General features: G+C 70.8%; 17 protein-coding genes. 8 read left to right on the top strand and 9 right to left on the bottom strand.

The features are described 5' to 3' along the window. Positions 1 to 191: 191 nt before the first annotated feature. The 5 genes from pgl to tkt are packed head-to-tail and all read right to left on the bottom strand — an operon-like array spanning position 192 to position 7,040. Positions 192 to 974, bottom strand: coding sequence for a 6-phosphogluconolactonase (pgl, locus tag P1P70_RS07145; protein ID WP_319235522.1), 783 nt, complete (start codon positions 972 to 974; stop codon positions 192 to 194). Then, positions 971 to 2,275 carry a glucose-6-phosphate dehydrogenase assembly protein OpcA gene (opcA, locus tag P1P70_RS07140; RefSeq protein WP_319235520.1) on the bottom strand — a complete coding sequence of 435 codons (1,305 nt, stop codon included), beginning with the start codon at positions 2,273 to 2,275 and terminating at the stop codon, positions 971 to 973. The genes pgl and opcA overlap by 4 nt, the downstream gene beginning before the upstream one ends. Beyond that, positions 2,272 to 3,804 (bottom strand): glucose-6-phosphate dehydrogenase, encoded by a 1,533-nt coding sequence (gene zwf, locus P1P70_RS07135; RefSeq protein ID WP_413471432.1) that lies wholly within the window; start codon positions 3,802 to 3,804, stop codon positions 2,272 to 2,274. The genes opcA and zwf overlap by 4 nt, the downstream gene beginning before the upstream one ends. Next, positions 3,801 to 4,919 (bottom strand): transaldolase, encoded by a 1,119-nt coding sequence (gene tal, locus P1P70_RS07130; protein ID WP_319235517.1) that lies wholly within the window; start codon positions 4,917 to 4,919, stop codon positions 3,801 to 3,803. The genes zwf and tal overlap by 4 nt, the downstream gene beginning before the upstream one ends. Positions 4,920 to 4,952: 33 nt before the next feature. Further along, the gene (gene tkt / locus P1P70_RS07125; RefSeq protein ID WP_319235515.1) at positions 4,953 to 7,040 is read right to left on the bottom strand and encodes a transketolase; all 2,088 of its coding nucleotides are present in this window, start codon (positions 7,038 to 7,040) and stop codon (positions 4,953 to 4,955) included. A 374-nt stretch (positions 7,041 to 7,414) separates the two neighbouring features. Here tkt and P1P70_RS07120 point away from each other — a divergent pair, with 374 nt between their 5' ends. The 4 genes from P1P70_RS07120 to P1P70_RS07105 all read left to right on the top strand — a co-directional run bounded on the left by P1P70_RS07120 (position 7,415) and on the right by P1P70_RS07105 (position 10,855). After that, complete coding sequence (locus tag P1P70_RS07120; RefSeq protein WP_319235513.1) at positions 7,415 to 8,371, top strand: heme o synthase; 957 nt, start codon at positions 7,415 to 7,417, stop codon at positions 8,369 to 8,371. Positions 8,372 to 8,542: 171 nt separating this feature from the next. Further along, complete coding sequence (locus P1P70_RS07115) at positions 8,543 to 8,905, top strand: hypothetical protein (protein WP_319235512.1); 363 nt, start codon at positions 8,543 to 8,545, stop codon at positions 8,903 to 8,905. Positions 8,906 to 8,962: 57 nt separating this feature from the next. Next, a complete protein-coding gene (locus P1P70_RS07110) occupies positions 8,963 to 10,069 on the top strand; it encodes an amidohydrolase family protein (RefSeq protein WP_319235510.1) in 1,107 nt (368 codons plus the stop codon). Between the two features lie 18 nt (positions 10,070 to 10,087). Continuing rightward, the gene (locus P1P70_RS07105; RefSeq protein ID WP_319235508.1) at positions 10,088 to 10,855 is read left to right on the top strand and encodes a nucleotidyltransferase domain-containing protein; all 768 of its coding nucleotides are present in this window, start codon (positions 10,088 to 10,090) and stop codon (positions 10,853 to 10,855) included. A gap of 22 nt (positions 10,856 to 10,877) precedes the next feature. Here the strand turns inward: P1P70_RS07105 and P1P70_RS07100 are convergent, their stop codons facing one another. Genes P1P70_RS07100 through P1P70_RS07085 form a run of 4 tightly spaced genes read right to left on the bottom strand, consistent with a single transcriptional unit; the run spans position 10,878 to position 14,490 of the window. Beyond that, positions 10,878 to 11,888 carry a COX15/CtaA family protein gene (locus P1P70_RS07100; RefSeq protein ID WP_319235506.1) on the bottom strand — a complete coding sequence of 337 codons (1,011 nt, stop codon included), beginning with the start codon at positions 11,886 to 11,888 and terminating at the stop codon, positions 10,878 to 10,880. Between the two features lie 58 nt (positions 11,889 to 11,946). Then, a complete protein-coding gene (locus P1P70_RS07095) occupies positions 11,947 to 12,726 on the bottom strand; it encodes an ABC transporter permease (protein WP_319235505.1) in 780 nt (259 codons plus the stop codon). Beyond that, the gene (locus P1P70_RS07090; protein ID WP_319235504.1) at positions 12,723 to 13,646 is read right to left on the bottom strand and encodes an ABC transporter ATP-binding protein; all 924 of its coding nucleotides are present in this window, start codon (positions 13,644 to 13,646) and stop codon (positions 12,723 to 12,725) included. Before P1P70_RS07090 ends, P1P70_RS07095 begins: the two co-directional genes overlap by 4 nt. A 10-nt stretch (positions 13,647 to 13,656) precedes the next feature. Next, positions 13,657 to 14,490, bottom strand: coding sequence for an AAC(3) family N-acetyltransferase (locus tag P1P70_RS07085; protein WP_319235503.1), 834 nt, complete (start codon positions 14,488 to 14,490; stop codon positions 13,657 to 13,659). A 161-nt stretch (positions 14,491 to 14,651) separates the two neighbouring features. Here P1P70_RS07085 and P1P70_RS07080 point away from each other — a divergent pair, with 161 nt between their 5' ends. The 4 genes from P1P70_RS07080 to P1P70_RS07065 all read left to right on the top strand — a co-directional run bounded on the left by P1P70_RS07080 (position 14,652) and on the right by P1P70_RS07065 (position 18,403). Further along, positions 14,652 to 15,383: a metalloregulator ArsR/SmtB family transcription factor gene (locus P1P70_RS07080; RefSeq protein ID WP_319235501.1), complete on the top strand. Its 732-nt coding sequence runs from the start codon at positions 14,652 to 14,654 to the stop codon at positions 15,381 to 15,383. Beyond that, entirely contained in the window at positions 15,380 to 16,804 is a 1,425-nt protein-coding gene (gene sufB / locus P1P70_RS07075) for a Fe-S cluster assembly protein SufB (RefSeq protein ID WP_045560921.1), read from the top strand. The genes P1P70_RS07080 and sufB overlap by 4 nt, the downstream gene beginning before the upstream one ends. A gap of 88 nt (positions 16,805 to 16,892) precedes the next feature. Continuing rightward, positions 16,893 to 18,086 carry a Fe-S cluster assembly protein SufD gene (gene sufD / locus P1P70_RS07070; protein WP_319235499.1) on the top strand — a complete coding sequence of 398 codons (1,194 nt, stop codon included), beginning with the start codon at positions 16,893 to 16,895 and terminating at the stop codon, positions 18,084 to 18,086. Further along, positions 18,083 to 18,403 (top strand): non-heme iron oxygenase ferredoxin subunit, encoded by a 321-nt coding sequence (locus P1P70_RS07065; protein WP_045560919.1) that lies wholly within the window; start codon positions 18,083 to 18,085, stop codon positions 18,401 to 18,403. Before sufD ends, P1P70_RS07065 begins: the two co-directional genes overlap by 4 nt.

Genomic DNA, 18,403 nt, shown 5'->3' with positions numbered 1-18,403 from the left:
GCGCGCCCCTTCGACCCCCGCGTCAAAGACTCGGGGCTCCGCCCCGGACCCCGTTCGCGCAGTTCCCCGCGCCCCTGACAGGGGCGCGGGGAACTGCGCGAGAAGCCCCAGCGGACCCGCGGATGGGGGTCGAAGGGGCGCAGCCCCTTCAGGATGGGACGGGTAGGGGCGGCGGGGGCGAGGAAACCCCCTTACGGTGACGCCGGTGGGTACAGGGCGCGTGGCAGGCGGGACGCCGCCGCCGCGTCCAGCAGCCACAGGGTCCGCGACCTCCCGGCCGCCCCCGCCGCCGGCGCCTGGATCTCCCCGGCACCGGACAACGCGATCGCCGCCGCCCCCGCCTTGTCCTCCCCGGCCGCGAGCAACCACACCTCACGCGCCGCCCGAATCGCCGGCAGCGTCAGCGTGACCCGCGTCGGCGGCGGCTTCGGCGCCCCACGCACCCCCACCACCGTCCGCTCGGTCTCCCGCACGGCGGGCAACTCCGGGAAGAGCGAGGCCACATGGGTGTCCGGCCCGACGCCCAGCATCAGCACGTCGAACGTCGGCACCGAACCGTGGTTCTCCGGCCCCGCCGCCCGCGCCAACTCCTCCGCGTACCCCGCTGCCGCCGCGTCCACATCGGCACCCCACGGCCCGTCCGAAGCGGGCATGGCGTGCACCCGCTCGGGGTCCAGCGGCACCGAGTCCAGCAGCGCCTCCCGGGCCTGGGTGACATTGCGCTCGGCGTCGCCCTCGGGCAGGAACCGCTCGTCGCCCCACCACAGATCCAGCCGGCCCCAGTCGATCGCGTCCCGGGCGGGCGCCGCCGCCAGCGCGGCGAGCAGCCCGTTGCCGTTGCGGCCACCCGTGAGGACGATCGAGGCGTAGCCGCGCGAGGCCTGCGCGTCCACGACCTTGGTGATCAGCCTGGCCGCAGCGGCCCGCGCCATCAGCTCCTTGTCGCGGTGCACGACCAACTGCGGTGTGCTCATGACGTGGCCGCCTTCTTCACCGGCGGCATCTGCGCCGGAGTGGGCCGCTCGGAGTCACCGTCACCGGCCGACCCGGTGGATTCCTCCGTCCCCGAAGTCCCCGAAGGGGCGGATGAAGGGGCGGACGACGAAGCGGCCGGCGGCAGCGCCGCGGCCGCCCTCGCCGCGGACGCGGCCGAGGCGACGGCCGCACCCAGCCCGGGACCGGACCCGGAAACGGCACCCGGAACGGACGCCGAGGCATACCCCGGCCCACCGGCCGGGGCCACCGATCCGGCGCCCGAGGCCCCGGTTCCCGAGGCCCCGGTGCCCTCGGACCCGGACCCCGTCGCGGTCGCCGCCGTCAGCGCGCTGCCCTGCGCACCACTCAGCCCGCCGCCACCCAACCGGTCCACCCCGAACCGCAGCGCCGACGCGTACGTGTCGTCGGGGTCGAGCCGGCGCAGCTCCTCCGCCAGCAGCTCGGACGTCTCGCGGCGCTTCAACGCCACCGCCCGGTCCGGCTGGTCCTCCAGCGTGAGCAGCGCCAGCCCGCCGTTGGGCCGGTAGAGCCGGATGGGGCCGGTGCTGGTCAGCATCCGCACCTCGTTGAGGCCGGGCCCGGCCGACACCCCGCGCCGTACGTGCACATGGAGCCGGTCCGCCAGCCACATGGCCAGCAGTTCCACGCTCGGGTTGTACTGCTCGCCCTGCACCTCCGCGGAGATGACCTCGCAGTCCACCTGGTCGAGCGCGGCGGCCAGCATGGAGCGCCAGGGGGTGATCCGGGTCCAGGCGAGATCCGTGTCGCCGGGCTCGTAGTTCTCCGCGCGGACCCGCAGTTCGTCGATCGGCTTCTCGGCGGCGTAGCTGTCGGTGACCCGGCGCTGGGCGAGCGCGCCCAGCGGGTCGCGGGCCGGGTCGAGCGGCGCGTTCACCGGCCACCAGACGACCACCGGCGCGTCGGGGAGCAGCAGCGGGAGCACCACCGACTGGGCGTGGTCCGCGACCTCGCCGTAGAGCCGCAGCACGACCGTCTCGCCGGTGCCGGCGTCCGCGCCCACCCGTACCTCGGCGTCGAGGCGGGACTTCGTACGGTCGCGCGGCGAGCGGGAGACGCGCTTGATCACCACGATCGTGCGCGAGGGGTGCTCGCGGGAGGCGTCGTTGGCGGACTTGAGCGCGTCGTACGCGTTCTCCTCGTCCGTCACGATGACCAGCGTGAGCACCATGCCGACGGCCGGGGTGCCTATCGCCCGGCGGGCTTTCACCAGCGCCTTGTTGATCTTGCTGGCCGTGGTGTCCGTGAGATCCGTCTTCATGGCCGGCGCCAGCTCCGTCCGTCTCGCTCCAGCATCTCGTCCGCCTCGACGGGACCCCAGGTGCCCGCCTGGTACTGCGCGGGCCTGCCGTGCTTGTCCCAGTACTCCTCGATCGGGTCGAGGATCTTCCAGGACAGCTCGACCTCCTCGGTGCGCGGGAAGAGGTTGGAGTCGCCCAGGAGGACGTCGAGGATCAGGCGCTCGTACGCCTCGGGCGAGGACTCCGTGAAGGACTCGCCGTACGCGAAGTCCATCGACACGTCCCTGATCTCCATCGAGGTGCCCGGCACCTTCGAACCGAAGCGGACCGTGACACCCTCGTCGGGCTGGACCCGGATGACGATCGCGTTCTGGCCCAGCTCCTCGGTGGCGGTGGAGTCGAAGGGGGAGTGCGGGGCGCGCTGGAAGACCACCGCGATCTCGGTGACCCGGCGGCCGAGGCGCTTGCCGGTGCGCAGATAGAAGGGGACCCCCGCCCAACGGCGGTTGTCGACCTGCACCTTGATGGCCGCGTAGGTGTCGGTCTTCGACTTGCGGTCGATGCCGTCCTCTTCGAGGTAGCCGATGACCTTCTCGCCGCCCTGCCAGCCGGCCGCGTACTGCGCGAACACGGTGTCCCGGCCCAGGTCCTTCGGCAGCTTCACCGCGCCGAGCACCTTGGTCTTCTCGGCGGCGAGCGCGTCCGCGTCGAAGGAGGCGGGCTCCTCCATCGCGGTCAGCGCCATCAGCTGCAGCAGGTGGTTCTGGATGACGTCACGGGCCGCGCCGATGCCGTCGTAGTACCCGGCGCGGCCGCCGATGCCGATGTCCTCGGCCATCGTGATCTGCACGTGGTCGACGAAGGACCGGTTCCAGATCGGCTCGAACATCGTGTTGGCGAAGCGGAGCGCCAGGATGTTCTGGACGGTCTCCTTGCCCAGGTAGTGGTCGATCCGGAAGACCTGGTCCGGGGCGAAGACCTCCTCCACGGTCGTGTTGAGGTCCTCGGCGGAGGCCAGGTCGTGGCCGAACGGCTTCTCGATGACCGCGCGCCGCCACGAGCCGCTGCTCTGGTCCGCGAGCCCGTGCTTCTTCAGCTGCTGGATGACGACCGGGAACGCGGACGGCGGCACGGAGAGGTAGAAGGCGAAGTTGCCGCCCGTGCCCTGGGCCTTGTCCAGCTCCTGGATGGTGTCGCGCAGCCGCTCGAAGGACTCGTCGTCGTCGAAGGTGCCCTGGACGAACCGCATGCCCTGGATGAGCTGCTGCCAGACCTCCTCGCGGAAGGGCGTGCGCGCGTGCTCCTTGACCGCGTCGTGCACCTCCTGCGCGAAGTCCTCGTTGGCCCACTCCCGGCGCGCGAAGCCGACGAGCGAGAAGCCCGGCGGCAGCAGTCCGCGGTTGGCGAGGTCGTACACGGCAGGCATCAGCTTTTTACGTGACAAATCGCCTGTGACGCCGAAGATGACCAGGCCCGACGGCCCCGCGATACGCGGGAGCCGTCGGTCCGCGGCGTCACGCAGCGGATTGCTGCTCGACAAGGTGTTCAGCCCTCCGAGGGTGCGAGGCGCTGCAGCTCCGCCTCGGTCGACTTGAGCAGGTCGTTCCAGGACGCCTCGAACTTCTCGACGCCCTCGTCCTCCAGCAGCTGCACGACCTCGTCGTACGAGATCCCGAGCTTCTCCACCGCGTCCAGCTCGGCACGCGACTGCTCGTACGTCCCGGCGATCGCGTTGCCACGGATCTCACCGCTCGCCGCGGTGGCCTCCAGCGTGGCCTCCGGCATGGTGTTGACCGTGTTGGGCGCGACCAGCTCGTCGACGTACAGCGTGCTCTTGTACGCCGGGTCCTTGACGCCGGTCGAGGCCCACAGCGGACGCTGCTTGTTGGCGCCCGCGCTCTCCAGCGCCGCCCAGCGACCGTCCGAGAAGACCTCCTCGTACGCCTGGTAGGCGAGACGGGCGTTGGCGACACCGGCCTTGCCGCGCGCGGCCTTGGCCTCGTCCGTGCCGAGCGCGTCGATGCGCTTGTCGATCTCGGTGTCCACGCGGGACACGAAGAACGACGCCACCGAGTGGATCTTCGACAGGTCCAGGCCGCGCTCCTTGGCCTTCTCCAGACCGGCCAGGTAGGCGTCCATCACCTGGCGGTAGCGCTCCAGCGAGAAGATCAGCGTGACGTTGACGCTGATACCGAGGCCGATGACCTCGGTGATGGCCGGCAGGCCGCCCATCGTCGCCGGGATCTTGATCAGGGTGTTCGGACGGTCCACCAGCCAGGCCAGCTGCTTGGCCTCGGCGACCGTCGCCTTGGTGTTGTGCGCCAGGCGCGGGTCGACCTCGATGGAGACCCGGCCGTCCTGGCCGCCGGTCGCGTCGAAGACCGGGCGCAGGATGTCGGCGGCGTCGCGGACGTCCGCCGTCGTGATCATGCGGATGGCCTCTTCGACGGTGACCTTGCGGGCGGCGAGGTCGGAGACCTGCTGCTCGTAGCCGTCACCGCTGCTGATCGCCTTCTGGAAGATCGACGGGTTGGTGGTGACGCCCACGACGTGCTGCTGGTCGAGCAGCTCGGCGAGGTTGCCGGACGTGATGCGCTTGCGCGACAGGTCGTCCAGCCAGATCGCCACGCCTTCTTCGGAGAGGCGCTTGAGTGCGTCTGTCATGGAATTACATCTCCTACGTGTCGTGTGTAAGCGTCAGCGCTGAACGGCGGCGAGGGATTCCTGCGCGACCGCGGCCACGTTCTCGGCAGTGAAGCCGAACTCGCGGAAGAGGACCTTGCCGTCGGCCGAAGCGCCGAAGTGCTCCAGCGAAACGATGCGACCGGCGTCACCGACGTACCGGTGCCAGGTCAGCCCGATGCCGGCCTCGACCGCGACACGCGCCTTGACGGACGGCGGCAGAACGCTCTCCCGGTACCCCTGGTCCTGCTCCTCGAACCACTCCACGGACGGCATGGACACGACGCGGGTGGGCACCCCGTCGGCCTCCAGCCGCTCACGGGCCTCGACGGCCACATGCACCTCGGAGCCGGTGGCGATGAGAACGACCTCCGGCGCGCCGTTCGACGCCTCGAAGAGCACGTAACCGCCCTTGGCGGCATCCTCGTTGGCCTCGTACGTCGGCACGCCCTGACGGGTCAGCGCCAGACCGTGCGGGGCGCCCTTGCCGAACTCCTTGGTCCAGCGCCGGAGGATCTCGCGCCAGGCGATCGCCGTCTCGTTGGCGTCGGCCGGGCGGACCACGTTCAGACCCGGGATCGCGCGCAGCGAGGCGAGGTGCTCGACCGGCTGGTGCGTCGGGCCGTCCTCACCGAGGCCGATGGAGTCGTGCGTCCACACGTACGTCACCGGCAGGTGCATCAGCGCGGACAGGCGCACGGCGTTGCGCATGTAGTCGGAGAACACGAGGAACGTGCCGCCGTAGATACGGGTGTTGCCGTGCAGCGCGATGCCGTTCATCTCTGCGGCCATGGAGTGCTCGCGGATGCCGAAGTGGATCGTGCGGCCGTAGGGATCTGCCTCCGGCAGCGGGTTGTCCGCCGGGAGGAACGAACTGGTCTTGTCGATCGTGGTGTTGTTCGACCCGGCGAGGTCGGCCGAGCCGCCCCACAGCTCGGGGATCACCGCGCCGAGCGCCTGGAGGACCTTGCCGGACGCGGCACGCGTCGCGACGCCCTTGCCCGTCTCGAACTCCGGCAGGTGCGACTCCCAGCCCTCGGGCAGCTCGCCCGCGCTGATCCGGTCGAACTCGGCGGCGCGCTCGGCGTTGCCGTCGCGCCACTCCTGGAGCTGCTTCTCCCAGGCCGAACGCGCCTCACGGCCGCGCTCGCCCAGGGAACGCGTGTGCGCGATGACCTCGTCCGCGACGTCGAAGCTCTTCTCGGGGTCGAAACCGAGGACGCGCTTGGTGGCCGCGACCTCGTCCGCGCCGAGCGCCGAGCCGTGCGCGGCCTCGGTGTTCTGCGCGTTCGGGGCGGGCCAGGCGATGATCGAACGCATCGCGATGAACGACGGCTTGTCGGTGACCGCCTTCGCGGCCTCGATCGCCGCGTACAGCGCGACCGGGTCGAGGTCGCCGTTCTCCTTGGGCTCCACGCGCTGCACGTGCCAGCCGTAGGCCTCGTACCGCTTGGTGACGTCCTCGGAGACGGCCGTCTCGGTGTCGCCCTCGATCGAGATGTGGTTGTCGTCCCACAGCAGGACCAGGTTGCCGAGCTTCTGGTGACCGGCCAGCGAGGACGCCTCGGCGGAGATGCCCTCCTGGAGGCAGCCGTCACCGGCGATGGCGAAGACGTGGTGGTCGAACGGCGACTCGCCCTGGGGGGTCTCGGGGTCGAACAGACCGCGCTCGTAGCGGGCGGCCATCGCCATGCCCACCGCGTTGGCGACACCCTGGCCGAGCGGCCCGGTCGTCGTCTCGACGGCCTTGGTGTGCCCGTACTCGGGGTGGCCCGGGGTCTTCGAACCCCAGGTGCGGAAGGACTCCAGGTCCTCCAGCTCCAGGCCGAAGCCACCCAGGTACAGCTGGATGTAGAGGGTCAGGGAGGAGTGGCCGGCGGACAGGACGAACCGGTCACGGCCCACCCAGTCGGGGTCGGCGGGGTCGTGGCGCATCACCTTCTGGAAGAGGGTGTACGCGGCGGGCGCGAGGCTCATCGCCGTGCCCGGATGGCCGTTGCCGACCTTCTGGACGGCGTCGGCGGCCAGGATCCGGGCGGTGTCGACGGCCCGCTGGTCCAATTCGGTCCACGCGAGGTCTGTAGTGGTCGGCTTGGTGCTCACCCTGGGTCAGGGCTCCTCTCCACATGTCTCGTGCCGGTGTTCTTCACGGCACCGGCCGTTGTCGAGCCTACCCCCGTGGGAACGCGCATTTTTTCGAGTCATTCCAGACTGACGGGACTGGGTCCGGTCCGCCTCCCGACCCGTGTTCCGCATGGTGAGACCTGGGGGTTCCGTTGTTCGACATCTGAATACGGAGCCGCTCATCCGACTGCTCAACCGAAGCGTGTCCGGCTCCTCCGCGGGCGCCTCCCAACACGACCCCACCCCCTTGAAAGACCGGCTCTGGGCAACGTCTACAGTGGCGTGGTACGCGCGAGCCGTCACGGGGAGTTCACATCCGGAGGCTTGCTGAGGAGTCTCTGTCAGGGGTGTGCGTGACGGCCGTCGAATCCCGTCCACCGGGCGTGCTTGGCGCGAGCAGCACGAGCAGCAGCCGGGGTCAGCGGCCGATCGGGGCCCGAGTCAAGGCGTTCGTGGCGCTGACGAAGCCGCGGATCATCGAACTGCTGCTGATCACCACCGTTCCGGTGATGTTCCTGGCGGAGCAGGGCGTCCCGGACCTGTGGCTGGTGCTCGCCACCTGTGTCGGCGGCTACCTCTCGGCGGGCGGCGCCAACGCGCTCAACATGTACATCGACCGCGACATCGACGCCCTCATGGAGCGCACCTCCCAGCGTCCGCTGGTCACCGGCATGGTCACCCCGCGTGAGGGCCTGGTCTTCGGCATCACTCTCGCGGTCGTCTCCACCCTCTGGTTCGGCGTCCTCGTCAACTGGCTGTCCGCCTGGCTGTCGCTCGGGGCGCTCCTCTTCTACGTCGTCGTCTACACGATGATCCTCAAACGGCGTACGTCGCAGAACATCGTCTGGGGCGGCATCGCCGGCTGCATGCCGGTCCTCATCGGCTGGTCCGCGGTGACGAACTCGATGTCGTGGGCCGCGGTCATCCTCTTCCTCGTCATCTTCTTCTGGACCCCGCCGCACTACTGGCCCCTGTCCATGAAGGTGAAGGACGACTACGCCCGCGTCGGCGTGCCGATGCTCCCGGTGGTCGCCTCCAACAAGGTGGTCGCCCGGCAGATCGTCCTCTACAGCTGGGTCATGGTCGCGGTCTCTTTGATGCTGACCCCTCTCGGCTACACCGGCTGGTTCTACACGACGGTCGCCCTGGTCACGGGCGGCTGGTGGCTCTGGGAGGCCCACGCCCTCCAGAACCGCGCGAAGAACGGCACGACCGGCGCCAAGCTCAAGGAAATGCGCCTGTTCCACTGGTCGATCACCTACGTGTCCCTGCTCTTCGTGGCGGTGGCGGTGGACCCCTTCCTGCGCTGAGGCCGCGCCCGAAGGGGCGCGGGGCTGCATCGATGTGCGGCTCCGCCGCGTGGGCGCGGGCAACCACGACGCATCTGAACGCGCCCACTCACCGCGATCCACAACGGCGAGTGGCAAAGCCCACTCACCCCACCATCGCCGCCCGCCCTACCCCTCGGTAGCATCCTGACCATGGCAGACACCAAGCAGGCAGACGAGGCCAAGGACGCCAAGGCCGCCGCGAAGGCGGACCGTAAGGCGGCCAAGCTCGCGCAGCAGATCGGCGCCTTCGCCAAGGCCCACGGAGGCGCCGAGGCCCAGGTCGCCTACATCGGCCAGCTCGGCGCACGCATCGTCCTCGTCGGCGAGGACGGCGGCTGGGGCGACCTCGTGGCCCCGACGTACGCGATCGCCGAGGCGGCCGTCGCCAAGTCCGGCGTCACCGTCCACGAGGACTTCGACGGCGAGTTCGCCGCCAAGGTGCGGACCGGCCCGTACGAGTGGTCGCGGATGGCCGGAATCCAGGTCGGCGGCCCCAGCAACAGCAACACCTGAGCCCGGCTCACCCGTTAGGACCTGTGGGAGTTCACAGGTCCAGCCCCGGGGAGCCCGATGATCGACACGCCGTCCCTCGTGGACCAGTACTGCCATGGCGTACTGCGCACGGAGCTGGGCCTCGGCACCTTCGAGGCCCACCTCGCCCGCAGCGAGGGCCCACCGGCCCCCGGCACCACCTTCTTCGACACCCAGACGGGCTTCGCCGTGCGCCGCTGGTGCCCGCCCCTGCTGGGTCTGGAGCCGCACTGCCCGCCGGCCCGCTATCTCGCCCGGCGCCGCGAACTGGGCGTCCTGGAAGCCGGCCGCAGACTCCTGCGCGGCAGCGGTGTCACCACCTATCTCGTCGACACGGGCCTGCCGGGCGACCTCACCGGCCCGCGTGAGATGGCCTCCACCGGAGACGCGGACGCGCACGAGATCGTCCGTCTCGAACTCCTCGCCGAACAGGTCGCCGACACCTCCGGCACCGTCGAGTCGTTCCTGGCCAATCTCGCCGAGTCGGTGCACGCGGCCGCCGCGAACGCCGTCGCCTTCGCCTCGGTCGCGGGTGTGCGCCATGGCCTGACGTTCGCGCCCGAGCCGCCCGGCCCGGGGGAGGTGCGCGGGGCGGCGGGACGCTGGCTCGCCCACCGGCCGGTCGGCGGGGCGCTCACCGACCCGGTCCTCCTGCGCCACCTGCTGTGGATCGCCGTCGCCTCGGGCCGTCCCCTGCAGCTCCACGCGGGCCTCGGCGAACCGGGCCTGCGGATCGACGCCACCGACCCGGTCCTGCTGACCGACTTCGCCCGCGCCACGGCGGGCCTCGGCACCGACCTGATCCTGCTGCACGGCTACCCGTACCACCGCAACGCCGCCCACCTCGCCGCCGTCTTCCCGCACGTCCACACCGACCTGGGCGCCGAACTGGTCCGCACCGGCGCGCGGGCCACCGCCGTACTCGCCGAGGTCCTGGAACTCGCCCCCTTCGGAAAGCTTCTCTTCTCCAGCGGCGCCCACGGCCTGCCCGAGCTGCACGTGGTCGGGGCCCGGCTGTTCCGCGAGGCACTCGCACGGGTGCTCGGGACATGGGTGGCGGAGGGCGCCTGGTCACTGACGGACGCCCAGCGCGTGGCCGGGCTGATCGCGGGCGGCAACGCACGACGGGTGTACGGGCTGGACTGAGACGGAGAGACTGAGCGCATGACGCGCCGCAACGCGACCGCCCCCTTACCCGACACGGCCGCCGCCACCGCGGCCCTGCTCGCACGCTTCCTCGACGAGCTGGGGGAACTCACCCCGCTCGCCGTGTGGGCCCACGGTTCACTGGGCAGCGGCGACTACCGGGAGGGCCGCAGCGACCTGGACCTGATCGCGGTCCTGGACGGCCCGGTCACCGCCCGCACCGCCTGGCGGGTCGGACGGCTGCACGCCCGGCTGCGCCACGACCGCCTCGCCGCCCTGCTGCACTGCACCTATCTGACGCCGGCCACGGCGGACGACGCCGAGCGCAGACACCTCACCTGGGCGCACGAGCACCTGTTCCGGCGGACGGTCACCCCGGTCACCCGGCGCGAGCTGCACACCTTCGGCCTCGTCCTGCACGGCGAGGCGCCGAAGGCCCTGGTGCCGCCCGTCTCCGACATCGAGCTGGACGCCTTCGTCGTCCGCGACCAGAAGGAGTTCTGGCGCCCGGCGGTGGACAGGGCCCATTTCTGGGAGCGGGACGTCTGGGTCGACCTCGGGCTGCTCACCTTCGCCCGCGCCACCGCCACGCTGCGCGACGGCCGCCTCATCTCCAAGCGCGAGGCCCTGGACCTGCTGCCCACGCTGGGCGCCCCCGCCGAGGTGGTCGAGGACGTCCGACGGCGCCGATACGGCGAACAGACCGAGGAGGTGCCGTACCGGGCCGAGCTGACCCGGCTGTTCCTCGGCCCCGCGATCGACGACCTCGTGGCGACGTACGGCTGACTCGGCCCCGACGTACGGCGACTCAGCCGCGCGCCGCGACCGGCGCCTCGGCCGCCGTAGCGGGCACGTCGACCTCGTCCACCGGCCGCTCCCGCAGCGACAGCAGCACCCGCAGGGTCGCGATCCACACCAGGCAGGAGCCGAACATATGGGCGCCGACCAAGACCTCGGGGAGGTCGGTGAAGTACTGCACATAGCCGAGGAGGCCCTGCGCGAGGAGGATCAGGAACAGGTCGCGGGTGCGGCGCAGCGGACCGGCGGGGGCGTCGACCGCCTTGAGGACGAACCACAGCGCGAAGGTCAGCGTCACCACGATCCAGGCCAGCACGGCATGCAGCTTGGTGACGTTCTCCCAGTCCAGCGGGATGCGCTCGACCTTGCTCGAATCACCGGCGTGCGGTCCCGCACCGGTGACGACCGTGCCCACCGCGATCAGCAGCACCGTCACGCCCACGAGGACCCACACCAGCTGCCGCACCGCCTGGCCGACCAACGGACGCGGGGCTGTGTCGCTTTCGCCGGTGCGGTGCCACATCACGACGGCCACGGCGATCAGCGCGGTCGAGAGCATGAAGTGCGCGGCCACCGTGTACGGGTTGAGGCCGACCAGCACGACGATGCCGCCGAGCACCGCGTTGCCCATGACGACCCAGAACTGGGCCCAGCCCAGCTGGGTGAGAGAGCGCCGATACGGCTTCTGGGAACGGGCGGCGACGATCGCCCAGCCGACCGCCGCGCACAGCACGTACGTCAGCAGGCGGTTGCCGAACTCGATGTAGCCGTGCACGCCCATCGCACGGGTCGCGGTGAGCGAGTCGTCGGTGCACTTGGGCCAGGTCGGGCAGCCGAGGCCCGACCCGGTGAGCCGCACGGCACCGCCGGTCACCACGATGACCACCGCCATCACGAGGGCGGCGAGGGCCGCGCGCCGGACCGTTCTGGGGTCCGGCGTCCAGCGGTCGGCGATGAAGGCGAGCGGGTTGCGCGCGGCGGAGACGAGGTCGTCACGGGTCACTTTCGGCACGCGTCCCATCGTAGGCCGCCGCTTGTGCACGTATTCACGAGGGGTGGGTCAGGGCCTTGACCTGCGGCTACTCCCAGCGGAAGAAGCGCGCCGCCGCGCCCAGCCCGAGCACCGCCCACCCGGCGAGGATCCCGAGGTCGCCCCACGGCACCCCGGCGCCGTGCTGGAGGACGTCCCGCAGCCCGTCCGACAGGGCCGCGATCGGCAGCAGCCCGAGCACGCTCTGCGCCGCGTCCGGGAACTTCTCCAGCGGGACGACGACGCCACCGCCCACCAGCAGCAGCAGGAAGACGAGGTTCGCCGCCGCCAGCGTCGCCTCCGCCTTCAGCGTGCCCGCCATCAGCAGACCGAGGCCCGAGAATGCGGCCGTGCCGAGGACCAGCAGGAGCAGCACGGCGAAGGGGTTCCCGTGCGGGTCCCAGCCCATCGCGAAGGCGATCACCGTGAGCAGGACGACCTGGAGGACCTCCGTGACCAGCACGGACAGGGTCTTCGCCGTCATCAGGCCCCAGCGGGGGAGCGGGGAGACCGCCAGCCGCTTCAGCACGCCGTAGCGGCGCTCGAAACCGGTGGCGATGGCCTGCCCGGTGAACGCCGTCGACATCACGGCCAGCGCCAGGACGCCGGGCGCCAGGAAGTCGACCGCCTCGCCCTCACCGGTGTCGACGATGTCCACCGAGCCGAACAGCACCAGCAGCAGGGTCGGGATGACGACCGTCAGGAGCAGCTGTTCGCCGTTGCGCAGCAGCATCCTCGTCTCCAGGGCCGCCTGCGCCGCGATCATGCGGGTCAGCGGGGCTGCCCCCGGCATCGGTGTGTAGGAGCCCGTGCCCGTACGCGCGCTCATGAACGCAGCTCCTTGCCCGTGAGCTCCAGGAAGACGTCTTCGAGGGTGTGCCGTTCCACCGAGATGCGGTCCGGCATCACCCCGTGCTGGGCGCACCAGGACGTGACGGTCGCGAGGAGCTGCGGATCGATCTTGCCGGTCACCCGGTAGACACCGGGCGTCAGTTCGACGGCGGTGGAGTCCGCCGGGAGCGCCTTCAGCAGGGAGCCGACGTCGAGGGCCGGGCGGCCGGTGAAGCGCAGGGTGTTCTCGGCGCCACCCCGGCACAGCTCCTCGGGCGAGCCCTGGGCCATGACCCGGCCGCCGTCGATGATCGCGACGTCGTCCGCGAGCTGTTCGGCCTCGTCCATGTAGTGCGTGGTGAGGATGACCGAGACCCCGTCCGCGCGCAGGTCCCGCACCAGCTCCCAGGTGGCCCGGCGGGCCTGCGGGTCGAGACCGGCGGTCGGCTCGTCGAGGAAGACCAGCTCGGGCCGGCCGACGACGGCCATCGCGAGGGCGAGCCGCTGCTGCTGACCGCCGGAGAGCCGCCGGTACGTCGTACGGCCGCAGCCGCCGAGGCCCAGGCGCTCGATCAGGGCGTCCACGTCGAGGGGGTGGGCGTGCAGCTTCGCGACGTGCCGGAGCATCTCCTCGGCGCGGGCGCCGGAGTAGACGCCGCCGGACTGGAGCATCACGCCGATCCGGGGGCGCAGCGCGGCGGCCTCGCGGACCGGGTCGAGGCCGAGGACGGACACGGATCCGGAGTCCGGCTTCCGGTAGCCCTCGCAGGCCTCGATCGTGGTCGTCTTGCCCGCGCCGTTCGGGCCGAGCACAGCGGTCACGCCCACCCCGGCCACCAGGTCCAGGCCGTCCACCGCGGTTTTGTCGCCGTACCGCTTCACCAGGGACCGGACCTGGACCACGGGGTCACTTCGCATGGGCCCGAGTCTAGGGACGGGGCCGGGTGCCGAGGCGGGCGGGTCCGGAGATCTCCTCCTCACGGGGACGGTGCACGGGGAGCCAGCGCTCGGCGTACGCCACCGCGTCCGCCACCGGGAACAGACGTACGTCCGCCCCGCCCACCCTGGTCCGGCGGATGCCGTGGTCGCGTTCGAAGTCGTACCCGAGTTCGTCGAAGCGGTCCGAGTCGATGGACACCTCGGTCACCACCTCCCAGCCGTCCGGGCCCGGTCGGCCGACCTCGACCCGGGGCGCGGGGATCCGGTACTCGGCCAGGTGGAAGCTGGTGCAGGTGTCGTAGCCCGCGCCGAGCAGCAGGACCCGGGCGCCGGCCGCCTCCAGCCGCGCCAGAGGGCTGCGCTCGCCCAGGCGGCAGTCGGGGGCGTGGTCCGCGAGGATCGCCGGCGCGCCCGGGCCGATCGCCGCGAAGGATGTCTGCGGGTGCGCGCTGCGCAGGGCGCCCGGCCAGGTCCGTACCGTCTCGGGGATCACCCCGACCCCGCGGGTGGGGGTGGTCGCCGGGTCGTAGCCGGGCATGGTCGTCCGGATGGTCTCCCACCACTCCTCGGGCACGGGCGGGTTCCCCCAGAGCGCGGGGTCCGACAGGTCGCCGGACTGGCTGGGGACGACCAGGGTGCCGTCCGGGCCGAGTGCGTCGAGCAGCGCGCGCACGACTGTCACGGCACCTCCGCAGACCCAGCCGAGCGAGCTGAGCGAGGAGTGCACGAGGAGGGTCTCGCCGGGCTCGACACCGGCGGCGCGCAGGTCCGCCGCCAAGCCGGCGCGGGTGACAAGTGGGCCGGTGGGAGGGGTCGTCGACATGGTGTGGCAGTCTTCCCGAGCCGCCTTCACGGCGCCACCGGTTTGATCGATCGGTGATCGTTTCCCCAGGTCAGCTTAGGTTTGCCTAAGTGATGCACGGCACCGCCCGCACGGGCGGACGCGGCTTGCCCAGCTCTGAGGAATTACGCAACAATGGCGTTGTGAAAAACGTCGGCGAGGCTCCGCAGGAGGAACTCGCGACCGGTGAGCGGTCCACCCGCAACCGGGTCGCGCGGTCCATCCTGTCCCACGGCCCGTCCACCGTGGCCGACCTCGCCGGGCGTCTGGGACTGACGCAGGCGGCCGTCCGCCGCCACCTCGACGCACTGGTCTCCGACGACGTCGTACAGCCCCGCGAGCAGCGCGTCTACGGCACGCGCACGCGCGGGCGCCCGGCCAAGGTGTTCGCCCTGACGGACTGCGGACGGGACGCCTTCGACCAGTCGTACGACAAGCTCGCCGCCGACGCGCTCCGCTGGATCGCCGACCAGGAGGGCGGGGAGCAGGCGGTCGCCGCCTTCGCTCGCGCCCGGGTCGCCGCCCAGGCCGGGGCCTACCGCAAGGCGGTCGAGGCCGCGGACCCCGACGAGAAGACCGAAGCCCTGGCCAAGGCCTTGAGTGCCGACGGGTACGCTGCTACGGCACGCAGTGCCCCTCACCCCCACCAGGGTGAGCAGCTCTGCCAGCACCACTGCCCGGTGGCCCATGTGGCCGAGCAGTTCCCGCAGCTCTGCGAGGCCGAGACCGAGCTCTTCGCCGAACTGCTCGGTACACACGTCCAGCGGCTGGCCACCATCGCCCACGGCGACGGCGTCTGCACGACGTTCATCCCCAGAGTTTCCAAGACAGCCACCAACGCATCCGCAAGCACGGCCGGGAGGAACCCCGCATGACTCTCCCCATCGAGGAGACAGCCCACCCCGAGCTCGAGGGCCTGGGTAAGTACGAATACGGCTGGGCGGACTCCGACGAGGCCGGCGCCTCTGCCAAGCGTGGCATCAACGAGGACGTCGTCCGCGACATCTCCGCCAAGAAGAACGAGCCGGAGTGGATGACCAAGCTCCGCCTCAAGGGCCTGCGCCTGTTCGAGAAGAAGCCCATGCCGAACTGGGGCTCGGACCTCTCCGGCATCGACTTCGACAACATCAAGTACTTCGTGCGCTCCACGGAGAAGCAGGCGGAGTCCTGGGAGGACCTGCCCGAGGACATCAAGAACACCTACGACAAGCTCGGCATCCCCGAGGCGGAGAAGCAGCGCCTCGTCGCCGGTGTCGCCGCCCAGTACGAGTCCGAGGTCGTCTACCACCAGATCCGCGAGGACCTGGAGGAGCAGGGCGTCATCTTCCTCGACACCGACACCGCCCTGAAGGAGCACCCCGAGCTCTTCAAGGAGTACTTCGGCACCGTCATCCCGGTCGGCGACAACAAGTTCGCGTCGCTGAACACCGCGGTGTGGTCCGGCGGTTCCTTCATCTACGTGCCGAAGGGCGTGCACGTGGAGATCCCGCTCCAGGCCTACTTCCGTATCAACACGGAGAACATGGGCCAGTTCGAGCGGACGCTGATCATCGTCGACGAGGACGCCTACGTCCACTACGTCGAGGGTTGCACGGCCCCGATCTACAAGTCGGACTCCCTGCACTCCGCGGTCGTCGAGATCATCGTCAAGAAGGGCGCCCGCTGCCGCTACACGACCATCCAGAACTGGTCGAACAACGTCTACAACCTGGTCACCAAGCGCGCCGTGGCGTACGAGGGCGCGACCATGGAGTGGGTCGACGGCAACATCGGCTCCAAGGTGACGATGAAGTACCCGGCCGTCTACCTGATGGGCGAGCACGCCAAGGGCGAGACCCTCTCCATCGCGTTCGCGGGCGAGGGGCAGCACCAGGACGCCGGCGCCAAGATGGTCCACATGGCCCCGAACACCTCCTCGAACATCGTGTCGAAGTCGGTGGCGCGCGGCGGTGGCCGCACCTCCTACCGCGGCCTGATCGAGATCGGCGAGGGCGCCCCGGGCTCGAAGTCGAACGTCCTGTGTGACGCGCTGCTCGTCGACACCATCTCCCGCTCCGACACCTACCCGTACGTCGACGTCCGTGAGGACGACGTCTCCATGGGACACGAGGCGACCGTCTCCAAGGTCTCCGAGGACCAGCTCTTCTACCTGATGAGCCGCGGCCTCAGCGAGTTCGAGGCGATGGCGATGATCGTGCGCGGCTTCGTCGAGCCGATCGCCAAGGAGCTGCCGATGGAGTACGCGCTGGAGCTCAACCGGCTGATCGAGCTGCAGATGGAAGGCGCGGTCGGCTAAGCACCGCCCTCCGGTCCAGCAGCAGGCGGCCCGCCTCTCCGGGGCGGGCCGAAGATCGTAAACGTAGGAAGAGAGCAGACCGACAGCCATGGCTGAGGCTCAGAACATTCCGGTGGGCTCCACCACCGCCGGCTCGATCGCGGTGGCCGCCGAGTCGACCGTCGCCACGCGCATGAGCGCGCCCCCGTCCTTCGACGTGGCGGACTTCCCCGTGCCGCACGGCCGCGAGGAGGAGTGGCGGTTCACCCCGCTGGAGCGCCTGCGCGGGCTGCACGACGGCACCGCCGTCGCCACCGGCGACGGACTGAAGGTCGACGTCCAGGCCCCCGAGGGCGTCACCGTCGAGGCCGTCGGCCGCGACGACGCCCGCCTCGGCAAGGCCGGCACCCCGGTGGACCGCGTCGCCGCCCAGGCCTACTCGGCGTTCGAGAAGGCCGGCGTCATCACCGTCCCCAAGGAGACGGTCCTCGCCGAGCCGATCCGGATCGCCGTGCACGGCGAGGGCGGCACCGCCTACGCCCACCAGGTGATCGAGCTGGGTGCCTTCGCCGAGGCCGTCGTCGTCATCGACCACACCGGTGACGCGGTGCTCGCCGCCAACGTCGACTACGTCCTGGGCGACGGCGCCAAGCTGACCGTCGTCTCCGTCCAGGACTGGGACGACAAGGCCGTCCACGTGGCCCAGCACAACGCCCTGGTCGGCCGGGACGCGTCCTTCAAGTCCGTCGTCGTCACCTTCGGCGGCGACGTCGTCCGCCTCCACCCCCGCGTCGCCTACGCCGGGACCGGCGGCGAGGCCGAGCTGTTCGGGCTCTACTTCACCGACAAGGGGCAGCACCAGGAGCACCGCCTCCTGGTCGACCACAACACCCCGCACTGCAAGTCGAACGTGGTCTACAAGGGCGCGCTCCAGGGCGACGGCGCCCACGCCGTCTGGATCGGCGACGTGCTGATCGAGGCCAAGGCCGAGGGCACCGACACCTACGAGATGAACCGGAACCTGGTCCTCACGGACGGCGCCCGGGTCGACTCCGTGCCGAACCTGGAGATCGAGACCGGCGAGATCGTCGGCGCCGGCCACGCCTCGGCGACCGGCCGCTTCGACGACGAGCAGCTCTTCTACCTGATGGCCCGCGGCATCCCGGCCGAAGAGGCCCGCCGCCTCGTGGTCCGCGGCTTCTTCGCCGAGCTGGTCCAGCAGATCGGCATCGACGACATCGAGGAACGCCTCCTCGTGAAGATCGACGAAGAGCTGGAGACCGTGTCTGGATCGGGTCGATGACCACCTACGTACGCGCCTGCGGGCTGAGCGAGCTGGAGGAGGACACCCCGAAGCGGGTGGAACTCGACGGCACGCCGGTCTCGGTCGTGCAGACCGAGGGGGAGGTGTTCGCCATCCACGACATCTGCTCCCACGCGAACGTCTCGCTCTCCGAGGGCGAGGTGGAGGACTGTCAGATCGAGTGCTGGCTGCACGGCTCCGCGTTCGACCTCAGAACCGGCAAGCCGTCCGGCCTACCCGCGACGCGCCCCGTCCCCGTATACCCCGTAAAGATCGAAGGGGACGACGTGCTCGTCTCCCTCACCCAGGAGTCCTGA

The organism is Streptomyces sp. MB09-02B (assembly GCF_033794485.1).
In the GTDB taxonomy this organism is placed as follows: Bacteria; Actinomycetota; Actinomycetes; order Streptomycetales; family Streptomycetaceae; genus Streptomyces.
Note: the sequence above shows the minus strand (reverse complement) of the source record. Positions and strands in the feature narration are given on the sequence as shown.

Coding starts and splice junctions, on each gene's coding strand:
- pgl (WP_319235522.1), bottom strand. CDS start 974: ATGAGCACACCGCAGTTGGTCGTGCACCGCGACAAGGAGCTGATGGCG.
- opcA (WP_319235520.1), bottom strand. CDS start 2,275: ATGAAGACGGATCTCACGGACACCACGGCCAGCAAGATCAACAAGGCG.
- tal (WP_319235517.1), bottom strand. CDS start 4,919: ATGACAGACGCACTCAAGCGCCTCTCCGAAGAAGGCGTGGCGATCTGG.
- P1P70_RS07115 (WP_319235512.1), top strand. CDS start 8,543: ATGGCAGACACCAAGCAGGCAGACGAGGCCAAGGACGCCAAGGCCGCC.
- P1P70_RS07110 (WP_319235510.1), top strand. CDS start 8,963: ATGATCGACACGCCGTCCCTCGTGGACCAGTACTGCCATGGCGTACTG.
- P1P70_RS07105 (WP_319235508.1), top strand. CDS start 10,088: ATGACGCGCCGCAACGCGACCGCCCCCTTACCCGACACGGCCGCCGCC.
- P1P70_RS07100 (WP_319235506.1), bottom strand. CDS start 11,888: ATGGGACGCGTGCCGAAAGTGACCCGTGACGACCTCGTCTCCGCCGCG.
- P1P70_RS07095 (WP_319235505.1), bottom strand. CDS start 12,726: ATGAGCGCGCGTACGGGCACGGGCTCCTACACACCGATGCCGGGGGCA.
- P1P70_RS07090 (WP_319235504.1), bottom strand. CDS start 13,646: ATGCGAAGTGACCCCGTGGTCCAGGTCCGGTCCCTGGTGAAGCGGTAC.
- P1P70_RS07085 (WP_319235503.1), bottom strand. CDS start 14,490: ATGTCGACGACCCCTCCCACCGGCCCACTTGTCACCCGCGCCGGCTTG.
- sufB (WP_045560921.1), top strand. CDS start 15,380: ATGACTCTCCCCATCGAGGAGACAGCCCACCCCGAGCTCGAGGGCCTG.
- sufD (WP_319235499.1), top strand. CDS start 16,893: ATGGCTGAGGCTCAGAACATTCCGGTGGGCTCCACCACCGCCGGCTCG.
- P1P70_RS07065 (WP_045560919.1), top strand. CDS start 18,083: ATGACCACCTACGTACGCGCCTGCGGGCTGAGCGAGCTGGAGGAGGAC.